The sequence below is a fragment of the Streptomyces sp. NPDC048560 genome (assembly GCF_040650955.1).
Lineage (GTDB): Bacteria > Actinomycetota > Actinomycetes > Streptomycetales > Streptomycetaceae > Streptomyces.
This window is the reverse complement of sequence record NZ_JBEZIJ010000003.1, coordinates 115,821-130,517: the sequence shown is the minus strand read 5'-3', so window position 1 is coordinate 130,517 and position 14,697 is coordinate 115,821. Positions and strand designations below refer to the sequence as shown.

11 protein-coding genes are annotated in these 14,697 nt (G+C 70.1%); 6 read left to right on the top strand and 5 right to left on the bottom strand.

Annotated elements, in window-relative coordinates:
* The first annotated feature begins 128 nt into the window (after positions 1 to 128).
* The 5 genes from AB0C82_RS10535 to AB0C82_RS10515 all read left to right on the top strand — a co-directional run bounded on the left by AB0C82_RS10535 (position 129) and on the right by AB0C82_RS10515 (position 8,101).
* On the top strand, positions 129 to 1,799 hold the full coding sequence (locus AB0C82_RS10535) for an extracellular solute-binding protein (protein WP_362838685.1): 1,671 nt from the start codon (positions 129 to 131) through the stop codon (positions 1,797 to 1,799).
* Between the two features lies 1 nt (position 1,800).
* Positions 1,801 to 2,823, top strand: coding sequence for an ABC transporter permease subunit (locus AB0C82_RS10530; RefSeq protein ID WP_362838682.1), 1,023 nt, complete (start codon positions 1,801 to 1,803; stop codon positions 2,821 to 2,823).
* A 41-nt stretch (positions 2,824 to 2,864) separates the two neighbouring features.
* Positions 2,865 to 3,761, top strand: a complete 897-nt coding sequence (locus tag AB0C82_RS10525) for a carbohydrate ABC transporter permease (protein WP_362839823.1) — start codon at positions 2,865 to 2,867, stop codon at positions 3,759 to 3,761.
* Positions 3,762 to 3,851: 90 nt separating this feature from the next.
* On the top strand, positions 3,852 to 6,086 hold the full coding sequence (locus AB0C82_RS10520) for a 1,4-beta-glucanase (protein ID WP_362838679.1): 2,235 nt from the start codon (positions 3,852 to 3,854) through the stop codon (positions 6,084 to 6,086).
* A gap of 14 nt (positions 6,087 to 6,100) precedes the next feature.
* Positions 6,101 to 8,101 carry a beta-galactosidase gene (locus AB0C82_RS10515; protein ID WP_362838676.1) on the top strand — a complete coding sequence of 667 codons (2,001 nt, stop codon included), beginning with the start codon at positions 6,101 to 6,103 and terminating at the stop codon, positions 8,099 to 8,101.
* Between the two features lie 79 nt (positions 8,102 to 8,180).
* Here AB0C82_RS10515 and AB0C82_RS10510 read toward each other — a convergent pair whose 3' ends face one another.
* Complete coding sequence (locus AB0C82_RS10510) at positions 8,181 to 9,194, bottom strand: LacI family DNA-binding transcriptional regulator (protein ID WP_362838673.1); 1,014 nt, start codon at positions 9,192 to 9,194, stop codon at positions 8,181 to 8,183.
* 402 nt (positions 9,195 to 9,596) lie between these two features.
* Between AB0C82_RS10510 and AB0C82_RS10505 the strand changes: the two genes are divergently transcribed.
* Entirely contained in the window at positions 9,597 to 10,166 is a 570-nt protein-coding gene (locus AB0C82_RS10505; protein ID WP_362838670.1) for an SMI1/KNR4 family protein, read from the top strand.
* Between the two features lie 58 nt (positions 10,167 to 10,224).
* Here AB0C82_RS10505 and AB0C82_RS10500 read toward each other — a convergent pair whose 3' ends face one another.
* The 4 genes from AB0C82_RS10500 to AB0C82_RS10485 form a co-directional block, all read right to left on the bottom strand.
* Positions 10,225 to 11,430 carry a cytochrome P450 gene (locus tag AB0C82_RS10500; RefSeq protein ID WP_362839821.1) on the bottom strand — a complete coding sequence of 402 codons (1,206 nt, stop codon included), beginning with the start codon at positions 11,428 to 11,430 and terminating at the stop codon, positions 10,225 to 10,227.
* Positions 11,431 to 11,462: 32 nt separating this feature from the next.
* Positions 11,463 to 12,776: a cytochrome P450 gene (locus tag AB0C82_RS10495; protein ID WP_362838668.1), complete on the bottom strand. Its 1,314-nt coding sequence runs from the start codon at positions 12,774 to 12,776 to the stop codon at positions 11,463 to 11,465.
* Positions 12,777 to 13,093: 317 nt separating this feature from the next.
* Positions 13,094 to 13,876 (bottom strand): amino acid ABC transporter ATP-binding protein, encoded by a 783-nt coding sequence (locus AB0C82_RS10490; protein ID WP_362838665.1) that lies wholly within the window; start codon positions 13,874 to 13,876, stop codon positions 13,094 to 13,096.
* A gap of 7 nt (positions 13,877 to 13,883) precedes the next feature.
* On the bottom strand, positions 13,884 to 14,672 hold the full coding sequence (locus AB0C82_RS10485; protein ID WP_362839818.1) for an amino acid ABC transporter permease: 789 nt from the start codon (positions 14,670 to 14,672) through the stop codon (positions 13,884 to 13,886).
* Positions 14,673 to 14,697 lie beyond the last annotated feature (25 nt).

Genomic DNA, 14,697 nt, shown 5'->3' with positions numbered 1-14,697 from the left:
GCTTCGAAGCCCGTTGTGAAACAGGCCGGTTCATCCGGCCCGGTCAGTAACGCCCCACCTCAGACACAGGAGCCGATCGGCGGTCGCCCGCCGTGTGTCGTCCTGGTGCGCCTCGAAGGGTTGACGCAATGACGCCGAATTCCTCCTCTTCCCCGAGCCGGAGAAGCTTCCTCGTCTCCACTGCGGTCGTGGTGGCCGCCGTGGGCGGCGGGATACCGCTGCTCGCCGCCTGCGGCGGTTCGGGCAACGAGAAGACCGAGGGCACCACGACCGGCAAGAAGCTCAAGGACCTTCTGCCGGCCTACGTACCGTCGCAGTCGGTCACCCCGGACATCCCCTCCAAGAACGGCTCCGCGATCGGCTTCACCACCGCGAAGCCCGCCGACCAGCTGGCCGTGTCCGTGCCGAAGAAGCTGGGCAAGGGCGGAGAGGTCAGCATCATGGCCCCGCTGTGGGGCACCTCGCCCGGTACCGGCAACGCGTACTGGACCGCGATGGACGAAGCGTCCGGCGTCAAGGTCAAGTGGCAGAACCAGGACGGCAACGTCTACGGCCAGAAGCTGGGCGCCGTCCTCGCCTCCAGCAACGTCCCGGACGCCGTGGTCGTACCCAGCTGGGAGCTGAACGGCAAGATTCCCAGCGCGGTCGCCAACAAGTTCGCCGACCTCGGCCCCTACCTGGCCGGCGACAAGGTCAAGGCGTACCCGAACCTCGCGGCCATCCCGACCGGCGCCTGGCAGCGGGCGATCTTCGGCGGCAAACTGCGCGGCCTGCCCTTCCCCGCCGAGTCCACGCCGAACATCGCGCCGTTCTACTCGCCCGGCTTCTTCGAGGAGAAGGGGTACGAGGTCCCCACCACCACGCAGGAGTTCTACGACCTCTGCAAGGAGCTGAACGCTCCGAAGAGCAAGGTGTGGGCCTGCGGTGACATGACCTGGTCGGCCTTCGCCTTCTTCGGGGTGCTGGCCGAGAAGCCGCACTACTGGAAGCTCGTCGACGGCAGACTGGTCAACCGCTACGAGACCGACGAGTACCTGGAAGCGCTGGAGTGGTCGCGCTCCCTGTACTCGGCCGGCTTCGTCCACCCCGACGTCAAGGCCGAGCGCGGCGACCAGAAGGTCCTGTTCTCCTCGGGCAAGCTCCGGATGTACAACGGCGACATCTCCGACTGGTACGGCGCCACGGCCGTCCAGCGACTGGCCGACCCGAAGTTCTCCATGGCGGCGATGGACATCTTCGCCCACGACGGCGGCAAGCCCACGCTGTACGCCGCGCCGCCCTCCAACATCTGGTGCTTCATCAGCGAGAAGGCCGACAAGAAGAAGATCGAGGACATCCTCGCCCTCGCCAACTTCACGGCGGCCCCCTACGGCACCAAGGAACAGCGTCTGAAGGCGTACGGCGTCGAGGGCGTGCACCACACGGTCAAGGACGGTGTGATCTCCAAGACCGAGGACGGCAACAACCAGGTCTTCGCCACGTACGAGTACATCGCGGGACCCGCGGCCTTCCGTGCCTTCCCCGACCACCCGGACGTCGCCAAGGGCATGGTGGAGTGGCAGCAGCGCCAGGGCGCGCACACGCAGAAGCCGCTGTTCTACGGGATGCAGATCCAGGAGCCGGCCCGCTTCGCCGAGCTGAACGCCCAGTTCGAGGACCTGGAGAAGGACATCGTCCGCGGCCGCAAGAAGATCAGCGACATGCAGCAGAACGTCTCCGACTGGCGCTCGCGCGGCGGCGACAAGCTCCGCGACTGGTACAAGAAGCTGCTCGACGAGACCGGCGACTCGGCCTCCTGACATGGTCGACACCGAACCCCGCACCAAGGCCGGGGCACCTCGCCCGGCCGCGAAGAAGAAGCAGGCCGAGGCCGCCGCGGCGGTCAGGCCGGCGGGCGGGATCACGCTGCGGCACCGGCTGCGGCGTGATCGCACGCTGATCCTGATGACGCTCCCGGCGATCATCCTGCTGGTCGTCTTCGCGTACATCCCGCTCGCCGGGAACGTCGTCGCCTTCCAGGAGTACGACCCGTACGTCGCCGACAACGCCTTCCAGGCGATCCTCCAGAGCCCGTGGGTCGGCCTCGACCAGTTCGAGCAGATGCTGAACGACCGGCTGTTCTGGTCGGCGCTGCGCAACACGCTCGCGATCTTCCTGATCCAGCTGACGCTGTTCTTCCCGGTCCCGGTCCTCCTGGCCCTCTTCATCAACAGCTTCGTCCGGCCGCGCGTCCGCGCCGTCGCGCAGGCGATCCTCTACCTCCCGCACTTCTTCTCCTGGGTGCTCGTCGTCACCGTCTTCCAGCAGATGTTCGGCGGCGCCGGCCTCATCGCGCAGACCCTGCGCGACCACGGCCACGACGGCATCGACCTGATGACCGATCCGGGTCTGTTCAAGTTCCTGATCACCTTCGAGATGATCTGGAAGGACGCCGGATGGGGCGTCATCGTCTTCCTCGCGGCTCTCGCCTCCGTCAGTCCTGACCTGTACGAGGCGTCCGCGATGGACGGGGCGAACCGGTGGCGCAGGATGTGGCACATCACGCTGCCCGCCCTGCGCCCGGTCGTCGCCCTGCTGCTCGTCCTCCAGGTCGGCAACGCGCTGACCGTCGGGTTCGAGCAGATCCTGCTGCAACGGACTGCGGTCGGTCCCGGCGCCTCGGAGGTCCTGGACACCTACGTCTGGAACGTCGGCATCACCAACGGCGGCTTCAGCTACGCGGCGGCCGTCGGCATCGTCAAGGGAATCTTCGGCCTGCTGCTCGTGCTCGCGGCCAACAAGGTCGCCCATCTCATGGGCGAGCAGGGGGTGTACAAGAAGTGAGCCTGCTCGCAGGGAAACTGAACGGGCGGCAGCAGGGCCCGATGGTACGGGGCAGGCTGCGGCCGGTCTGGGAGGAGAAGCCGACCAGCGCCGGCCTCGCGTCCAAGGGCGTCGTCCTGGTCGGGGTGTGCCTGGCGATCCTCTTCCCCCTCTGGGTGGTGATCGTCACGAGTCTGTCCTCGGTGAAGACCATCACCGAGACCGGCGGACTGGTCGTGATCCCCCGGGGCATCACCTTCGTCGCCTACCAGGAACTCCTGGGCGGCGGCCAGGTGACCCGGGCCACGATCGTCAGCCTCGGTGTGACCCTGGTCGGCACGCTGTTCAGCATGACCGTGTCGATCATGTGCGCGTACGGGCTCTCGCGCAGCGGATCGGTGCTCCACCGGCCGTTCCTGTTCATCCTGCTCGCCACGATGTTCTTCGGCGCCGGACTCATCCCGACGTACCTGGTGGTGCAGGGCCTCGGCCTCACCGACTCGTACCTGTCGCTGATCCTGCCCAGCGCCCTGAACGTCTTCAACATCCTGGTCCTGCGCGCGTTCTTCATGAGCACGGCGCAGGAACTCATCGAGAGCGCCCGGATCGACGGGGCCGGCGACTTCCGCATCCTGTGGCAGATCGTCATGCCGCTCTCCCGGGCCGTCATCGCGGTGATCACGCTGTTCTACGCGGTCGGCTACTGGAGTGCCTGGTTCAACGCCTCGATCTACATCAGCGATCCGGACATGCTCCCGTTGCAGAACATCATGAACCAGCTGGTCCTCAAGCAGGAGCGGCCGGTCGGTCTCGCCCAGGCCATCAACACCGGAGGGCTCTCGCCCCTCGCCATCCAGATGGCCGTGATGGTCCTGGCCCTGCTGCCCGTCGCGGTGCTGTCGCCCTTCGTCCAGAAGCACTTCAAGAAGGGCATGCTCACCGGCGCGGTCAAGGGCTGAGCCCCACGCCGGCGGCCGGGTCCTCCCGCACCCCCGCTCCGAGCACGCACGGCACGACCCCCACCACTCCCCCACCGGAAGGTGTTCGTCATGCGCGATTCGTCCCTCCCCATGCCCCGCCGCCGTACCGTGCTCGCCGGAGCGGCCGTCGCCGCGGCGGCCGCCACCCTGCCGGCCGCGTCACCCGCGGTGGCCTCGCCCCGGCGGGGGAGGGCGACCACGCAGGCGTACCGCTGGCGGACCGCCGCGATCGGCGGCACCGGCTTCGTGACCGGCGTGCTCTTCCACCCGGCCGTCGCGGGCCTGGCGTACGCCCGCACGGACATCGGCGGGGCCTACCGGTGGGACGGGGCTGAGGCCCGCTGGACCGCGCTCACGGATCACCTGGGCTGGGACGACTGGAACCTGCTGGGCGTGGAGGCGATGGCCGTCGACCCGGCCTTCCCGGACCGGCTGTACCTCGCACTGGGTACGTACGCCCAGGCATGGGCGAGTCCGGGAGCGGTGCTCCGGTCGAACGACCGGGGCGCGACGTGGGCCCGCGCGGACCTGACCGTACGGCTCGGGGCGAACGAGGACGGCCGGGGTGCGGGCGAGCGGCTGCTCGTCGACCCTCGCGACAGCGAGACTCTGTGGCTCGGAACCCGGCACGACGGCCTGCTGCGCTCCACCGACCGGGGCGCCACCTGGGCCCCGGCAGCCTTCCCCGCGACCGCGTCGGCGAGCGGCCAGGGCGTCACGCTGCTGGTGGCGGCGGGCCGGACCGTGTACGCGGGGTGGGGCGACGGGGGCACCGCGCTCTACCGCACGGACGGTTCGGGCGGCTGGCAGGCGGTGCCCGGGCAGCCGTCGGCCGGCGCGGCGGCGACGAAGTTCCCGATCCGTGCCGCGTACGACGCCGGCACCCAGGCCCTGTACGTGACCTACGCGGACGGCCCCGGTCCCAACAACCAGGCCAACGGCTCCGTCCACCGGCTCGACACGGTGACCGGCGTCTGGTCCGACGTCTCCCCTGTCGCGCCGAGCAGCGGCGACGCGTTCGGATACGGCGGCGTCGCCGTCGACGCGAGCCGCCCCGGCACGGTCGTCGTCTCGACGAACAACCGCTGGGGGCCCGTCGACACCCTCTTCCGTTCCACGGACGGCGGAGCGAGCTGGACCTCGCTCAAGGACTCCGCCGTACTCGACGTGTCCGAGACCCCGTACCTGCGCTGGGGCGGGACCGACGCGAAGTTCGGCTGGTGGATCCAGGCCCTCGCCGTCGACCCCTTCGACTCCCGGCACATCGTCTTCGGCACGGGCGCCACGATCTACGGGACGCGCGACCTGGTGCACTGGGCGCCGGAGATCCGGGGCCTGGAGGAGTCCGCGGTGCGGCAGCTGATCGCACCGCCCTCAGGTGGTGCCCAACTGCTCAGCGGGCTCGGGGACATCGGAGTGATGTACCACGAATCACTGACCGCGTCCCCGTCTCGCGGCATGGCGTCGAACCCGGTCTTCGGCTCCGCCACCGGGCTCGCGCTGGCGACGCTCAAGCCGTCGTACGTCGTACGGGCCGGCTGGCCCTCGGGCGGCGCGGCCGGGGCGTACTCGAACGACGGCGGCGCGAGCTGGCAGCCCTTCGCCTCCCAGCCGTCCATCGCCGCCTCCGCGCCCGGGCCGATCGCCGTGAGCGCCGACGGCAGGACGCTCCTGTGGTCGTTCATCCACTGGGACGGCACCAAGTACGCGGCTCACCGCTCGACGGACGGCGGCGCCACGTGGACCGAGGTCACCACCTTCCCGAAGGGCGGCGCACCCGTCGCCGACCCGCTCGACCCCACCCGCTTCTACGTGTACGACACCGACGCGGGCGCGGTGTCCGTGTCGAGGGACTCGGGTGTCACGTTCACCAGGGGCGCCGCGCAACTGCCCGCCGGTGACACACAGTTCCGGATCGCCGCGGCCCCCGGCCGCAGCGGTGACCTGTGGCTGTCGGCGAAGGACAACGGGCTGTTCCGGTCCACGGACGGCGGCCTCACCTTCACCCCGGTGGCAGGCTGCCAGGCCTCGCACGCCCTCGGCTTCGGCAAGGCGGCCGCGACGGCGGGACGGCGCCCCAGGGCCTCCTACCCGGCGATCTTCCAGACCGGCCGGGTCTCCGCCACGTACGACGGCGTGGCGGTGCTGCGCTCCGACGACGCGGGAGCCACCTGGATCCGGATCAACGACCAGGCACACCAGTGGGGATGGACCGGTGAGGTCATCACCGGCGATCCCCGCGTCCACGGCCGTGTCTACCTCGGCACCAACGGCCGTGGCATCCAGTACGCCGACCCCGCGTGAGAAACGAGACGTTCATGCCGTCCCTCAGTGACGCCACCCGAGGCCGCATCCTCTTCGGTGGCGACTACAACCCCGAGCAGTGGCCCGAGGAGGTGTGGGCCGAGGACGCCCGGCTGATGCGGGAGGCGGGCGTCAACTCCGTCACCCTCGGCGTCTTCTCCTGGGCCAGGATCGAACCGCAGCCGGGAGCGCGGGAGTTCGGCTGGCTGGACCGGCTGATGGATCTGATGCACGCACACGGCATCGGAGTCGTCCTCGCCACGCCGACCTCCTCGCCACCGCCCTGGATGGGCGCGCGCCACCCGGAGACACTGCCGCGTGCCGAGGACGGCTCGGTGGTCTGGTACGGGTCACGTCAGCACTTCTGCGCCAGCTCCCCCGTCTACCGGCGTCATGCCGCCGCGCTCACCGAGGACCTGGCGGCCCGGTACGCCGGCCACCCGGCGCTCACCGTGTGGCACATCAACAACGAGTACTGCACGAGCTGCTGGTGCGATGCCACAGCCGAGCACTTCCGTCGCTGGCTGGCCGGCCGCTACACCACGGTGGCGGCACTCAACGAGGCGTGGGGCACGGCCTTCTGGAGTCAGCGCTACGACTCCTGGGCGGAGATCCTGCCGCCGAGGAAGGCGCAGTACCTGCACAATCCGGCGCAGGTCCTGGACTTCAGGCGCTTCACGTCCGACGCCCTGATGGAGTGCTACGTCGCCGAGCGGGACATCGTCGCCCGGCACAGTCCGCACATCCCGGTGACCACCAACTTCATGCCGTTGTGGTCGGGGCAGGACGCGTGGGCGTGGGCGGCCGAGGAGGACATCGTCTCGGTCGACATCTATCCCGATCCGCGGGACCCGCAGGGCGGCCAGTACAACGCGATGCTGGCCGACATGACGCGTTCGCAGGCCGGCGGCCCGTGGATGGTGATGGAGCAGGCGGCGGGCGCGGTCAACTGGCGTGCGGTCAACCACCCCAAGCCGGCCGGCCTGAACCGGCTCTGGTCACTGCAGGCCGTGGCCCGGGGCGCCGACGCCGTCTGCTACTTCCAGTGGCGGCAGTCCCGGCAGGGCGCGGAGAAGTTCCACTCGGGGATGCTCGGCCACGCAGGCGAACAGGGCCGGACCTTCGGTGAGGTCAGACAGCTCGGAGCGGAGCTCGAAATCGTCGGCCCGGAGGTGAGCGGTGCGGGTGTGACCGCCGACGTGGCCGTCCTGCACGACTGGGATGCCTGGTGGGCGGGCAGCCAGGAGGGCCGGCCGTCCTCGCTCCTGTCGTACACCGAGGTCGTCCAGGCCTGGCACCGCGGCCTCTGGGAGAACGGAGTCGCGACCGACTTCGCCCGCCCCGAAGCCGACCTGAGCGCGTACCGGATGGTTGCCGTACCGCACCTCTACCTGCTCACGGACGCGGCGGTCGACAATCTGGTCGCGTACGTGCGGGGTGGCGGCACGCTCGTCTGCGGCTTCTTCACCGGCATCGCCGACGAGGACGACCGGGTCCGGCCTGGCGGCATGGACCCCCGGCTGCGCGAGCTGTTCGGCATCCGTACGGTCCACGAGTGGTGGCCGCTCGACGCGGACGAGGTGGTGCGGTGCGCGGGCTCCTCCGGGGACTCCGGGGACTTCGAGGGCCGGGTGTGGTCGGAGGAGCTGGAGCCGGACGGCAGCGCGGAGACGGTCGCCGCCTACCGCGGGGGCGAGCTCGACGGGTTCCCGGCGGTGCTGCGCAGGGGGACCGCGTGGTACGTGTCGACGCTGCCCGCCCCGGAGGCCCTGCGTGCGCTGCTGGGCCGTACGGCCGGCGCGGCGGGTGTCCGGCCCGTACTGGCGGACCTGCCCGCCGGGGTGGAAGCGGTACGCCGGGGCGATGTGCTGTTCCTGCTGCACCACGGGCGAAGCCGGGTGAGCGTCACCCTGCCCGGCCCGCACATCGACCTGCTGACCGGCACGAAGACCGACGGCAGGGTCGAACTGGACCGCTACGGGGTCGCCGCGCTCAGGAGCACCACGGCGGCATGACCGGCGGCACCGCGGACCGGCTCCCGCTCCCCCGGGGACCGGTCCGCAGTGGCCGACGGCACGGGGTCCCGGCTCCCGCTCACACTCCCGCGGGGGCCGGTCCCGTGCTGGCCCTGACCGTCAGCTCGGGCGCCAGCAGCTCGACTTCGTCCGTGTCGCGCCCGGTGAGTTTCGCCACGACCTGCTCGACCGCACGGCGTCCCATCTCCTGGGCCGGCAGGGCGACGGACGTGAGCCGCACCGATGCCTGGGACGCCACCTGGTCGGGGCAGATCGCGACGACCGACACATCCTCCGGCACGGCACGGCCCTGCTGCTGCAGCAGGTTGAGCAGCGGCTCGACGGCGGCCTCGTTCTGCACGATGAAGCCGGTGGTGCCGGGCCGCTCGTCGAAGATGCGCGCCAGTGTGCCGGCCATCGCCGCGTACCCGCCCTCGCAGGGCCGGTGCAGCACCCGGACGCCCGTCTCGCGGGCCATGGCCCGTACCCCGTCCACGGTGCGCTCGGCGAAGCCGGTGTGCCGCTCGTACACGGCGGCGGCCTCGCCGATCACGGCCAGCTCGCGGTGTCCGAGCCCGGCGAGGTGTTCCACGCACAGCGCCCCGGTGGCCTCGAAGTCGAGGTCCACACAGGTCAGTCCGGCGGTGTCGGCGGGCAGCCCGATGAGTACGGCGGCCCGGTCGGTCTCCCGCAGCAGCGGCAGCCGCTCGTCCTGGAGCTCGACGTCCATCAGGATCATGGCGTCCGCGAGGGAGCTGCCGGCGATGCGCCGCACGGCGGCCGGGCCTTCCTCGCCGGTCAGGAGGAGGACGTCGTAGCCGTGGGTGCGGGCCGTGGTGGCCACGGCGATGGCGATCTCCATCATCACGGGCACGTACATGTCGGTGCGCAGCGGAACCATCAGCGCGATGATGTTGGACCGGCTGCTGGCGAGGGCCCTGGCACCCGCGTTGGGGTGGTAGCCGAGCTTCTGGATACTCTGCTCCACCCGCTCGCGCGTGGAGGCCGAGATGGAGCGCTTCCCGCTGAGGACGTAACTCACCGTGCTCGCAGAGACTCCGGCGTGCTGGGCGACCTCGGCAAGCGTGACCATTCAGCTCTCCATTACGGGACGACGAATGACGGAATCTTCGAAGCGCTTCGACAAGCCGTCTCAGCAACCCTTGTCCTTGTGACATGCACAGATACCTGGAGCCTAGAGCGCTCCGTTCGACCTGTCCAGAGAGCCATCGAAGCGCTTCGATGGCTCGGCGTGCGTGCGGGCCCTGCCGATCGGCTCACCGGAGCCCTGGGTGTGGACTCCGGAGACAGTCCATAGTCGCCGCCGACGCCGGAAAGGTTGCCGCGCATCGTGTATTTTCTCCCCGCAAGCGCCGTCGGTGATCCGGCGGGTGGCTCGTCCGCCGGTCGTGGCCGCCGGACCGACGACTGCCCGGAACCGGGTCGGAGGCGGACCGGAAGCCGTTGTCCGCGGTGGATGATATTCATCATCCCCATGGATACCGAGCACGCCTCCGTCGCCGACCTCGCCGCTCTGCGCGCGGCCTTCGCCCCCGACGACAACGGGGCTTCCGCCCTGGGCCTTCCCGCGGTCGGCGCCTTCGAAGCCGAGCACGGCGTCGTGCTGCCGGAGCCGTACCGGACGTTCGTGGCGGAGATGACCGACGGCTCGTACGCCGGGCCTCCCGACTTCGGCCTCCTGGCTCTGGCCGACCTGCCGGGCGACTGGGAGGACGACCGGCCTGAGCGCAGGCTCGACCTGCCCTTTCCGCTCACCGAGGCATGGCTGTGGGAGGACGAGGAGGACGATGCGAGACCGCCGGAGGAGGTGGACGCGCTCCTGGAACGGGTCTTCGGCCACGGTTCGGTCGTGCTGGGCACGGACGGCTGCGGCATGAACTGGCACCTCGTCGTGACCGGACCGCACCGGGGCCACGTGTGGAACATCAGCGGTGAGGGAGCCGTGCCGTTCGGAGCCGAGTTCGGTTCCACCACGGGCACGTCGGGTTTCGCGGGATGGGTGACGCACTGGGCCGGGAACAAGCCGTGGTTCGACGCGCCCTGAGGCACCCGCCGAGCGGGAACGACCCCGAACCACGGCACTCGACCCGGCACCGGGCCGCTCAGCTGTCCGCCGCTCGGCCCTCCAGGACGACGGGGAAGGACTCCATGTCGTTCTGCGTCATCACCGGCAGCTTGCGGATCTCGTCGTCCGCGACCGCGAGACGCAGACCCGGGAAGCGCCCGAACAGCGCGGGCAGCGCGACGGCCGCCTCCACACGGGACAGGGCGGCTCCGGGGCAGATGTGCGGACCGTGCCCGAACGTCATGTGGCGGATGGGCCCGGGCCTGGTGATGTCGAAGGCGTCGGCGTCCGCGCCGTGCTGCACGGTGTCGCGGCCGATGGCCCGGTAGGAGACGACCACGCCCTCCCCCTTGGCGATCACGTCGTCGCCCACCTGGATGTCCTCCGTGGCGAAACGCATCAGCAGGTGCGTCGTCGGGGTGTCCCAGCGCAGCGTCTCCTCGATCACGGTCTCCCAGGAGACCTCGCCGTCCAGCACCATCCGCAACTGGTCGGGGTGGGCGAGCAGTGCCCGTACGGCATTGAGGATCAGACCGATCGTCGTCTCGTGCCCGGCGGCGACCATCGCCTTGAGGTTGCCCACCACCTCCTCCTCGGTGAGCGGCTCCCCGCCCTCGTCGGCAAGGATGAGCCCGGTGGTGAGGTCGTCAGTGGGCTGGGCCGCCTTCTCCCGTACCAGCCGCGTGTAGAACACATCCAGCTCGGCCAGCAGGGCGAGCCGCTCCTCCTGCGGAGTCAGCATGGAGAAGAACGCCTTGTACCGCTGGGTCAGCATGGCGTGCTCGGACTCGTCGACCCCCATCAGCAGTCCGACGACCCGCATGGGCAGCGGCTGGGCGAACACGCTCTTGAGGTCGACCGCGGCACCGTCCTTGCCCTGCGCGGCGAGGTCGTCCAGCAGTTCCTCGGTGAACCTCTCGATGTCCGGGCGTATCTCCTCCAGCCGGCGCGGAGTGAGGGCCTGCGAGGTCTTGGTCCGCAGCCGCCGGTGCTCCGCGCCGTCGACGGTGAACATCGAGCGGCCGGCGTCGATCATGCCGATCAGCGGCCAGGCGTGCGTGACCTCCCCGCTCCGCCAGAGCCCCCAGGCGTCGAGGTCCTTCACCAGCCGGGTGTCGAGGAGCAGTTGGCGCGCCTCGGCGTGACGGGTGACGGTCCAGGCGGGCACACCGAGCAGTTCGATCCGCGCCAGCGGCCCGGCGTCGCGCAGCCGCTCGGTCTCACCGTCGAGGTCGCGCACCATCGGGTCGATGACCACGGCGCCATGGGGGCACTTCACAACGAGTCTCCTGTCGGACGGACGGGGGTGAACCGGACGGGAAGTGACGTCATCCCGCGCAGGAAGGCGGAGGGCCGCCGTACGAGATCCTTCGCGGCGACGGCGAGTTCGAGGTCGGGCAGCCGGTCGAGGAGCACCTCGATGCCGGTACGGGCGATGATCTCGGCGATCTCCTGCGCGGGAAATGGGCAGCGGTACTCGCCGTGACTGAAGGCGAGGTGCGCGCTGTTCCCGCCCTGCCCCGCGGTTCTCCCGGAAGCGGAGAGGTGCTGACGCATGTGCGGGTCGGCGCTGGCGGCTCCCAGCCCGAGCAGCAGCATGTCACCGGCCCGGATGGACCGGCCACCGAGCTGGGTGTCCCTGGCCGCCCAGCGCCCGGCGAGGATCTGCGTGGGTCCGTCCTCCCAGAGCACCTCGTTCATGGCCTCGGCAACACTGCGCCGGCCGCCCGCGAGCGCCTCGGCGAACTCCTCGTCGGTGAGCATCAGCCGCATGGAGTTGCCGATCCAGTCGGCGGTGGTGAGATGCCCGGCGGCCGTGACGGCCATCAGGTCGAGTACGTACTCCTCGTCGGTGAACACTCCGGGATGGGCCAGCATCCGGGACGTCACGTCGTCACCGGGATCGGCCCGCCGGGCGGCGAGCAGCCGCTGCATGTGCTCCCCGAACCGGACGTGGGCCTCCTGGGCCCCTGGCCCGCCGTCGGCCAGCTCCTTGAGCACCTGGGCGATCCGCAGCCCCTCGTCGTCCGGAAACCCGATGAGCCGGGCGAGTACGAGCACGGGCAGGGGCTCCGCGAAGTCGGCGATCAGATCGGCGGTGCCGCGCCGGCACACCTCGTCGATGAGCCGGTCCGCCAACTGCTCACAGTGGCCGCGCAGTTCGTGGGGTTCCACACCCTCCAGCGCGGGCCCGACCATCTCGGCGTGCCGCCGGTGCTCGGCACCGGCGGTGAAGTAGATCGACGGCATGGGCCGCCCGACCATCGGCAGCAGCGGCCAGTCCTCGGGGAGCCGCCCCCACTGGTTCCACAGCCCGACGTCCCGGGGGAACAACTCCCCGTCACTCGTGACCTGGTGCAGCTCCCGGTAGCCGATGACCAGCCAGGCCGGAACATCCCCGACGAGCTCCACGGGCACGACCGCCCCGTGGTCGCGTCGCATGGTGCGGTAGAGAGCCTGCGGCTCGGTATGGAACCCGGGCCCACTGAGCGCCACGGCGGCGGCCCCGGAGCCCACGGGGCACCCGCTTCCGGAGCGGCTTTCCGGCACGGACTCGGAAGATGGCACGGCTGAGGGAGGGTGCGTCATCGTCCTGACTCCTGTGGCGGAAGCTTCACGCGTCGAGATCATACGATCAACGCGCGCCCACTATAAGGAGGTTGTGCACCCCCGCGACGGCACATGCGTCATCCTGGACGGTCTTGGGGGGTTCCGACACCGGGGTATCAGACACCTGCACCGCGCTGAGTCCGGGAAGGTTCTCGCACCAGCGGTCGTAGATCCGTTGCGCGAGGGTCTCGGCCGACGGCAGGATGCCACCCATCGCCTCGTCGAGGTGCCGGTGATCGACGGTGGCATCACCCCACGGGGCTCGCCGTCCGCCCTCACCCCTCCCCACCGACGTCTCAGGCCTCGGGCCGGACCTCGCCCTGGTTCAGGATCCGGGCGAGGAAGGCCTTGGTGCGGGGGTGTTCCGGGCGGGTCAGTACGTCCTCCGGGGCGCCCTCCTCCACGACTCGGCCGTCGTCCATGAAGACGACGCGGTCGGCGACGTCGCGGGCGAAGCCCATCTCGTGGGTGACGACCATCATCGTCATGCCCTCGTCGGCAAGGGTGCGCATGACACCCAGGACGTCGCCCACGAGTTCGGGGTCGAGTGCGCTGGTCGGTTCGTCGAAGAGCATCAGTCCGGGGCCCATCGACAGGGCACGTGCGATGGCCACGCGCTGCTGCTGGCCGCCGGACAGCTGGGCGGGGAAGCTGTCCTCGCGGTCGGCCAGGCCGACCTTGGCGAGGTTCTCCCGGGCGATGCGGCCCGCCTTCTCCCTGTCATGACCGAGAACTCGGCGCTGGGCGATCGTCAGGTTGTCCAGCACGTTCAGATGAGGGAAGAGGTTGAACTGCTGGAAGACCATGCCGATCCGGCGGCGCATCGCGTCCAGATCGATGTCCGGATCGCTCATGTCGACGCCACCGACCGTGACCGTGCCGCTGGTCGGCTCCTCCAGCAGATTCACACAGCGGAGCAAGGTCGACTTCCCCGACCCCGAGGGGCCGACCACGCAGACGACCTCGCCGGCGGCCACGGTGAAGTCGATGCCGCGCAGCACCTCGACATCACCGAACGACTTGTGCAGCCCTCGGATCTCGATCGCCGGAGTCATGTCCGTCATCTCTGCCGTCCCCATCCCGTGGTCACCTTGCCTGTGCATGACGGGCCTCCAGGCGCCGTACGAGATAGCCGAGCGGAATGGTGATCAGGAGGTAGCACAGGCCCGCCACGAAGATGGGCGTGGTGTTGGCCGTGGTGCTGGCCAGGTCCCGGCCGAACTTGGTGAGTTCGCGCTGCTGCAGGGTGACGCCGAGGAAGAGGACGAGCGAGGAGTCCTTGAAGAGCAGGACCATTTCGTTGGTCAGCGGCGGCACGATGATCCGGAAGGCCTGGGGGATCACGATCGACCGCATCGCGGTGGCGTGCGACATTCCCAGCGTCCGTGCAGCCTCCAACTGGCCGCGCGGGACGGCCTGGATGCCCGCCCTGATGGTCTCGGCCATGTAGGCCGCGGAGACCAGACCCAGGGCGCAGGCGACCTGCCCGTACGTCTCCCCGGGGAAGGTGATCCCCGGGAAGGCGAGCGGGACGCCCACCCCGACGAAGATGAAGATCAACAAGGCGGGAAGTCCACGGAAGAACTCGATGTAAGCCGTCGCGAGCCACCGGTAAGGCGCAACGGACGACAGCCTCATCAGGGCGATGACGAGGCCCAGCACGAGTCCGACGCCGAACCCGGTCAGCGTGTACACCACGGTGTTCAGCAGGGCGACCGTGATGAGTTCGGGAAACAGCTGCTTCGCGACGGACAGGTCGAGGAACTGCTCCTGGAGCTGCCGCCAGTCGGCGAGCGCGCCGACGACGACCACGGCGATCGCGAAGACGGCGTACTGCACCCCGCGGGAGATGCGGCGACGGCGGCGCGGCGACATCCGGGGCCGCGCAGCCGTCTCCTCC

Excerpts from the sequence above, each read along its gene's own strand:
- AB0C82_RS10520 (WP_362838679.1), top strand. The coding sequence starts at position 3,852 with ATGCGCGATTCGTCCCTCCCCATGCCCCGCCGCCGTACCGTGCTCGCC.
- AB0C82_RS10515 (WP_362838676.1), top strand. The coding sequence starts at position 6,101 with ATGCCGTCCCTCAGTGACGCCACCCGAGGCCGCATCCTCTTCGGTGGC.
- AB0C82_RS10525 (WP_362839823.1), top strand. The coding sequence starts at position 2,865 with ATGGTACGGGGCAGGCTGCGGCCGGTCTGGGAGGAGAAGCCGACCAGC.
- AB0C82_RS10510 (WP_362838673.1), bottom strand. The coding sequence starts at position 9,194 with ATGGTCACGCTTGCCGAGGTCGCCCAGCACGCCGGAGTCTCTGCGAGC.
- AB0C82_RS10530 (WP_362838682.1), top strand. The coding sequence starts at position 1,801 with ATGGTCGACACCGAACCCCGCACCAAGGCCGGGGCACCTCGCCCGGCC.
- AB0C82_RS10495 (WP_362838668.1), bottom strand. The coding sequence starts at position 12,776 with ATGACGCACCCTCCCTCAGCCGTGCCATCTTCCGAGTCCGTGCCGGAA.
- AB0C82_RS10500 (WP_362839821.1), bottom strand. The coding sequence starts at position 11,430 with ATGGTGCGCGACCTCGACGGTGAGACCGAGCGGCTGCGCGACGCCGGG.
- AB0C82_RS10485 (WP_362839818.1), bottom strand. The coding sequence starts at position 14,672 with ATGTCGCCGCGCCGCCGTCGCCGCATCTCCCGCGGGGTGCAGTACGCC.
- AB0C82_RS10535 (WP_362838685.1), top strand. The coding sequence starts at position 129 with ATGACGCCGAATTCCTCCTCTTCCCCGAGCCGGAGAAGCTTCCTCGTC.
- AB0C82_RS10505 (WP_362838670.1), top strand. The coding sequence starts at position 9,597 with ATGGATACCGAGCACGCCTCCGTCGCCGACCTCGCCGCTCTGCGCGCG.
- AB0C82_RS10490 (WP_362838665.1), bottom strand. The coding sequence starts at position 13,876 with ATGGGGACGGCAGAGATGACGGACATGACTCCGGCGATCGAGATCCGA.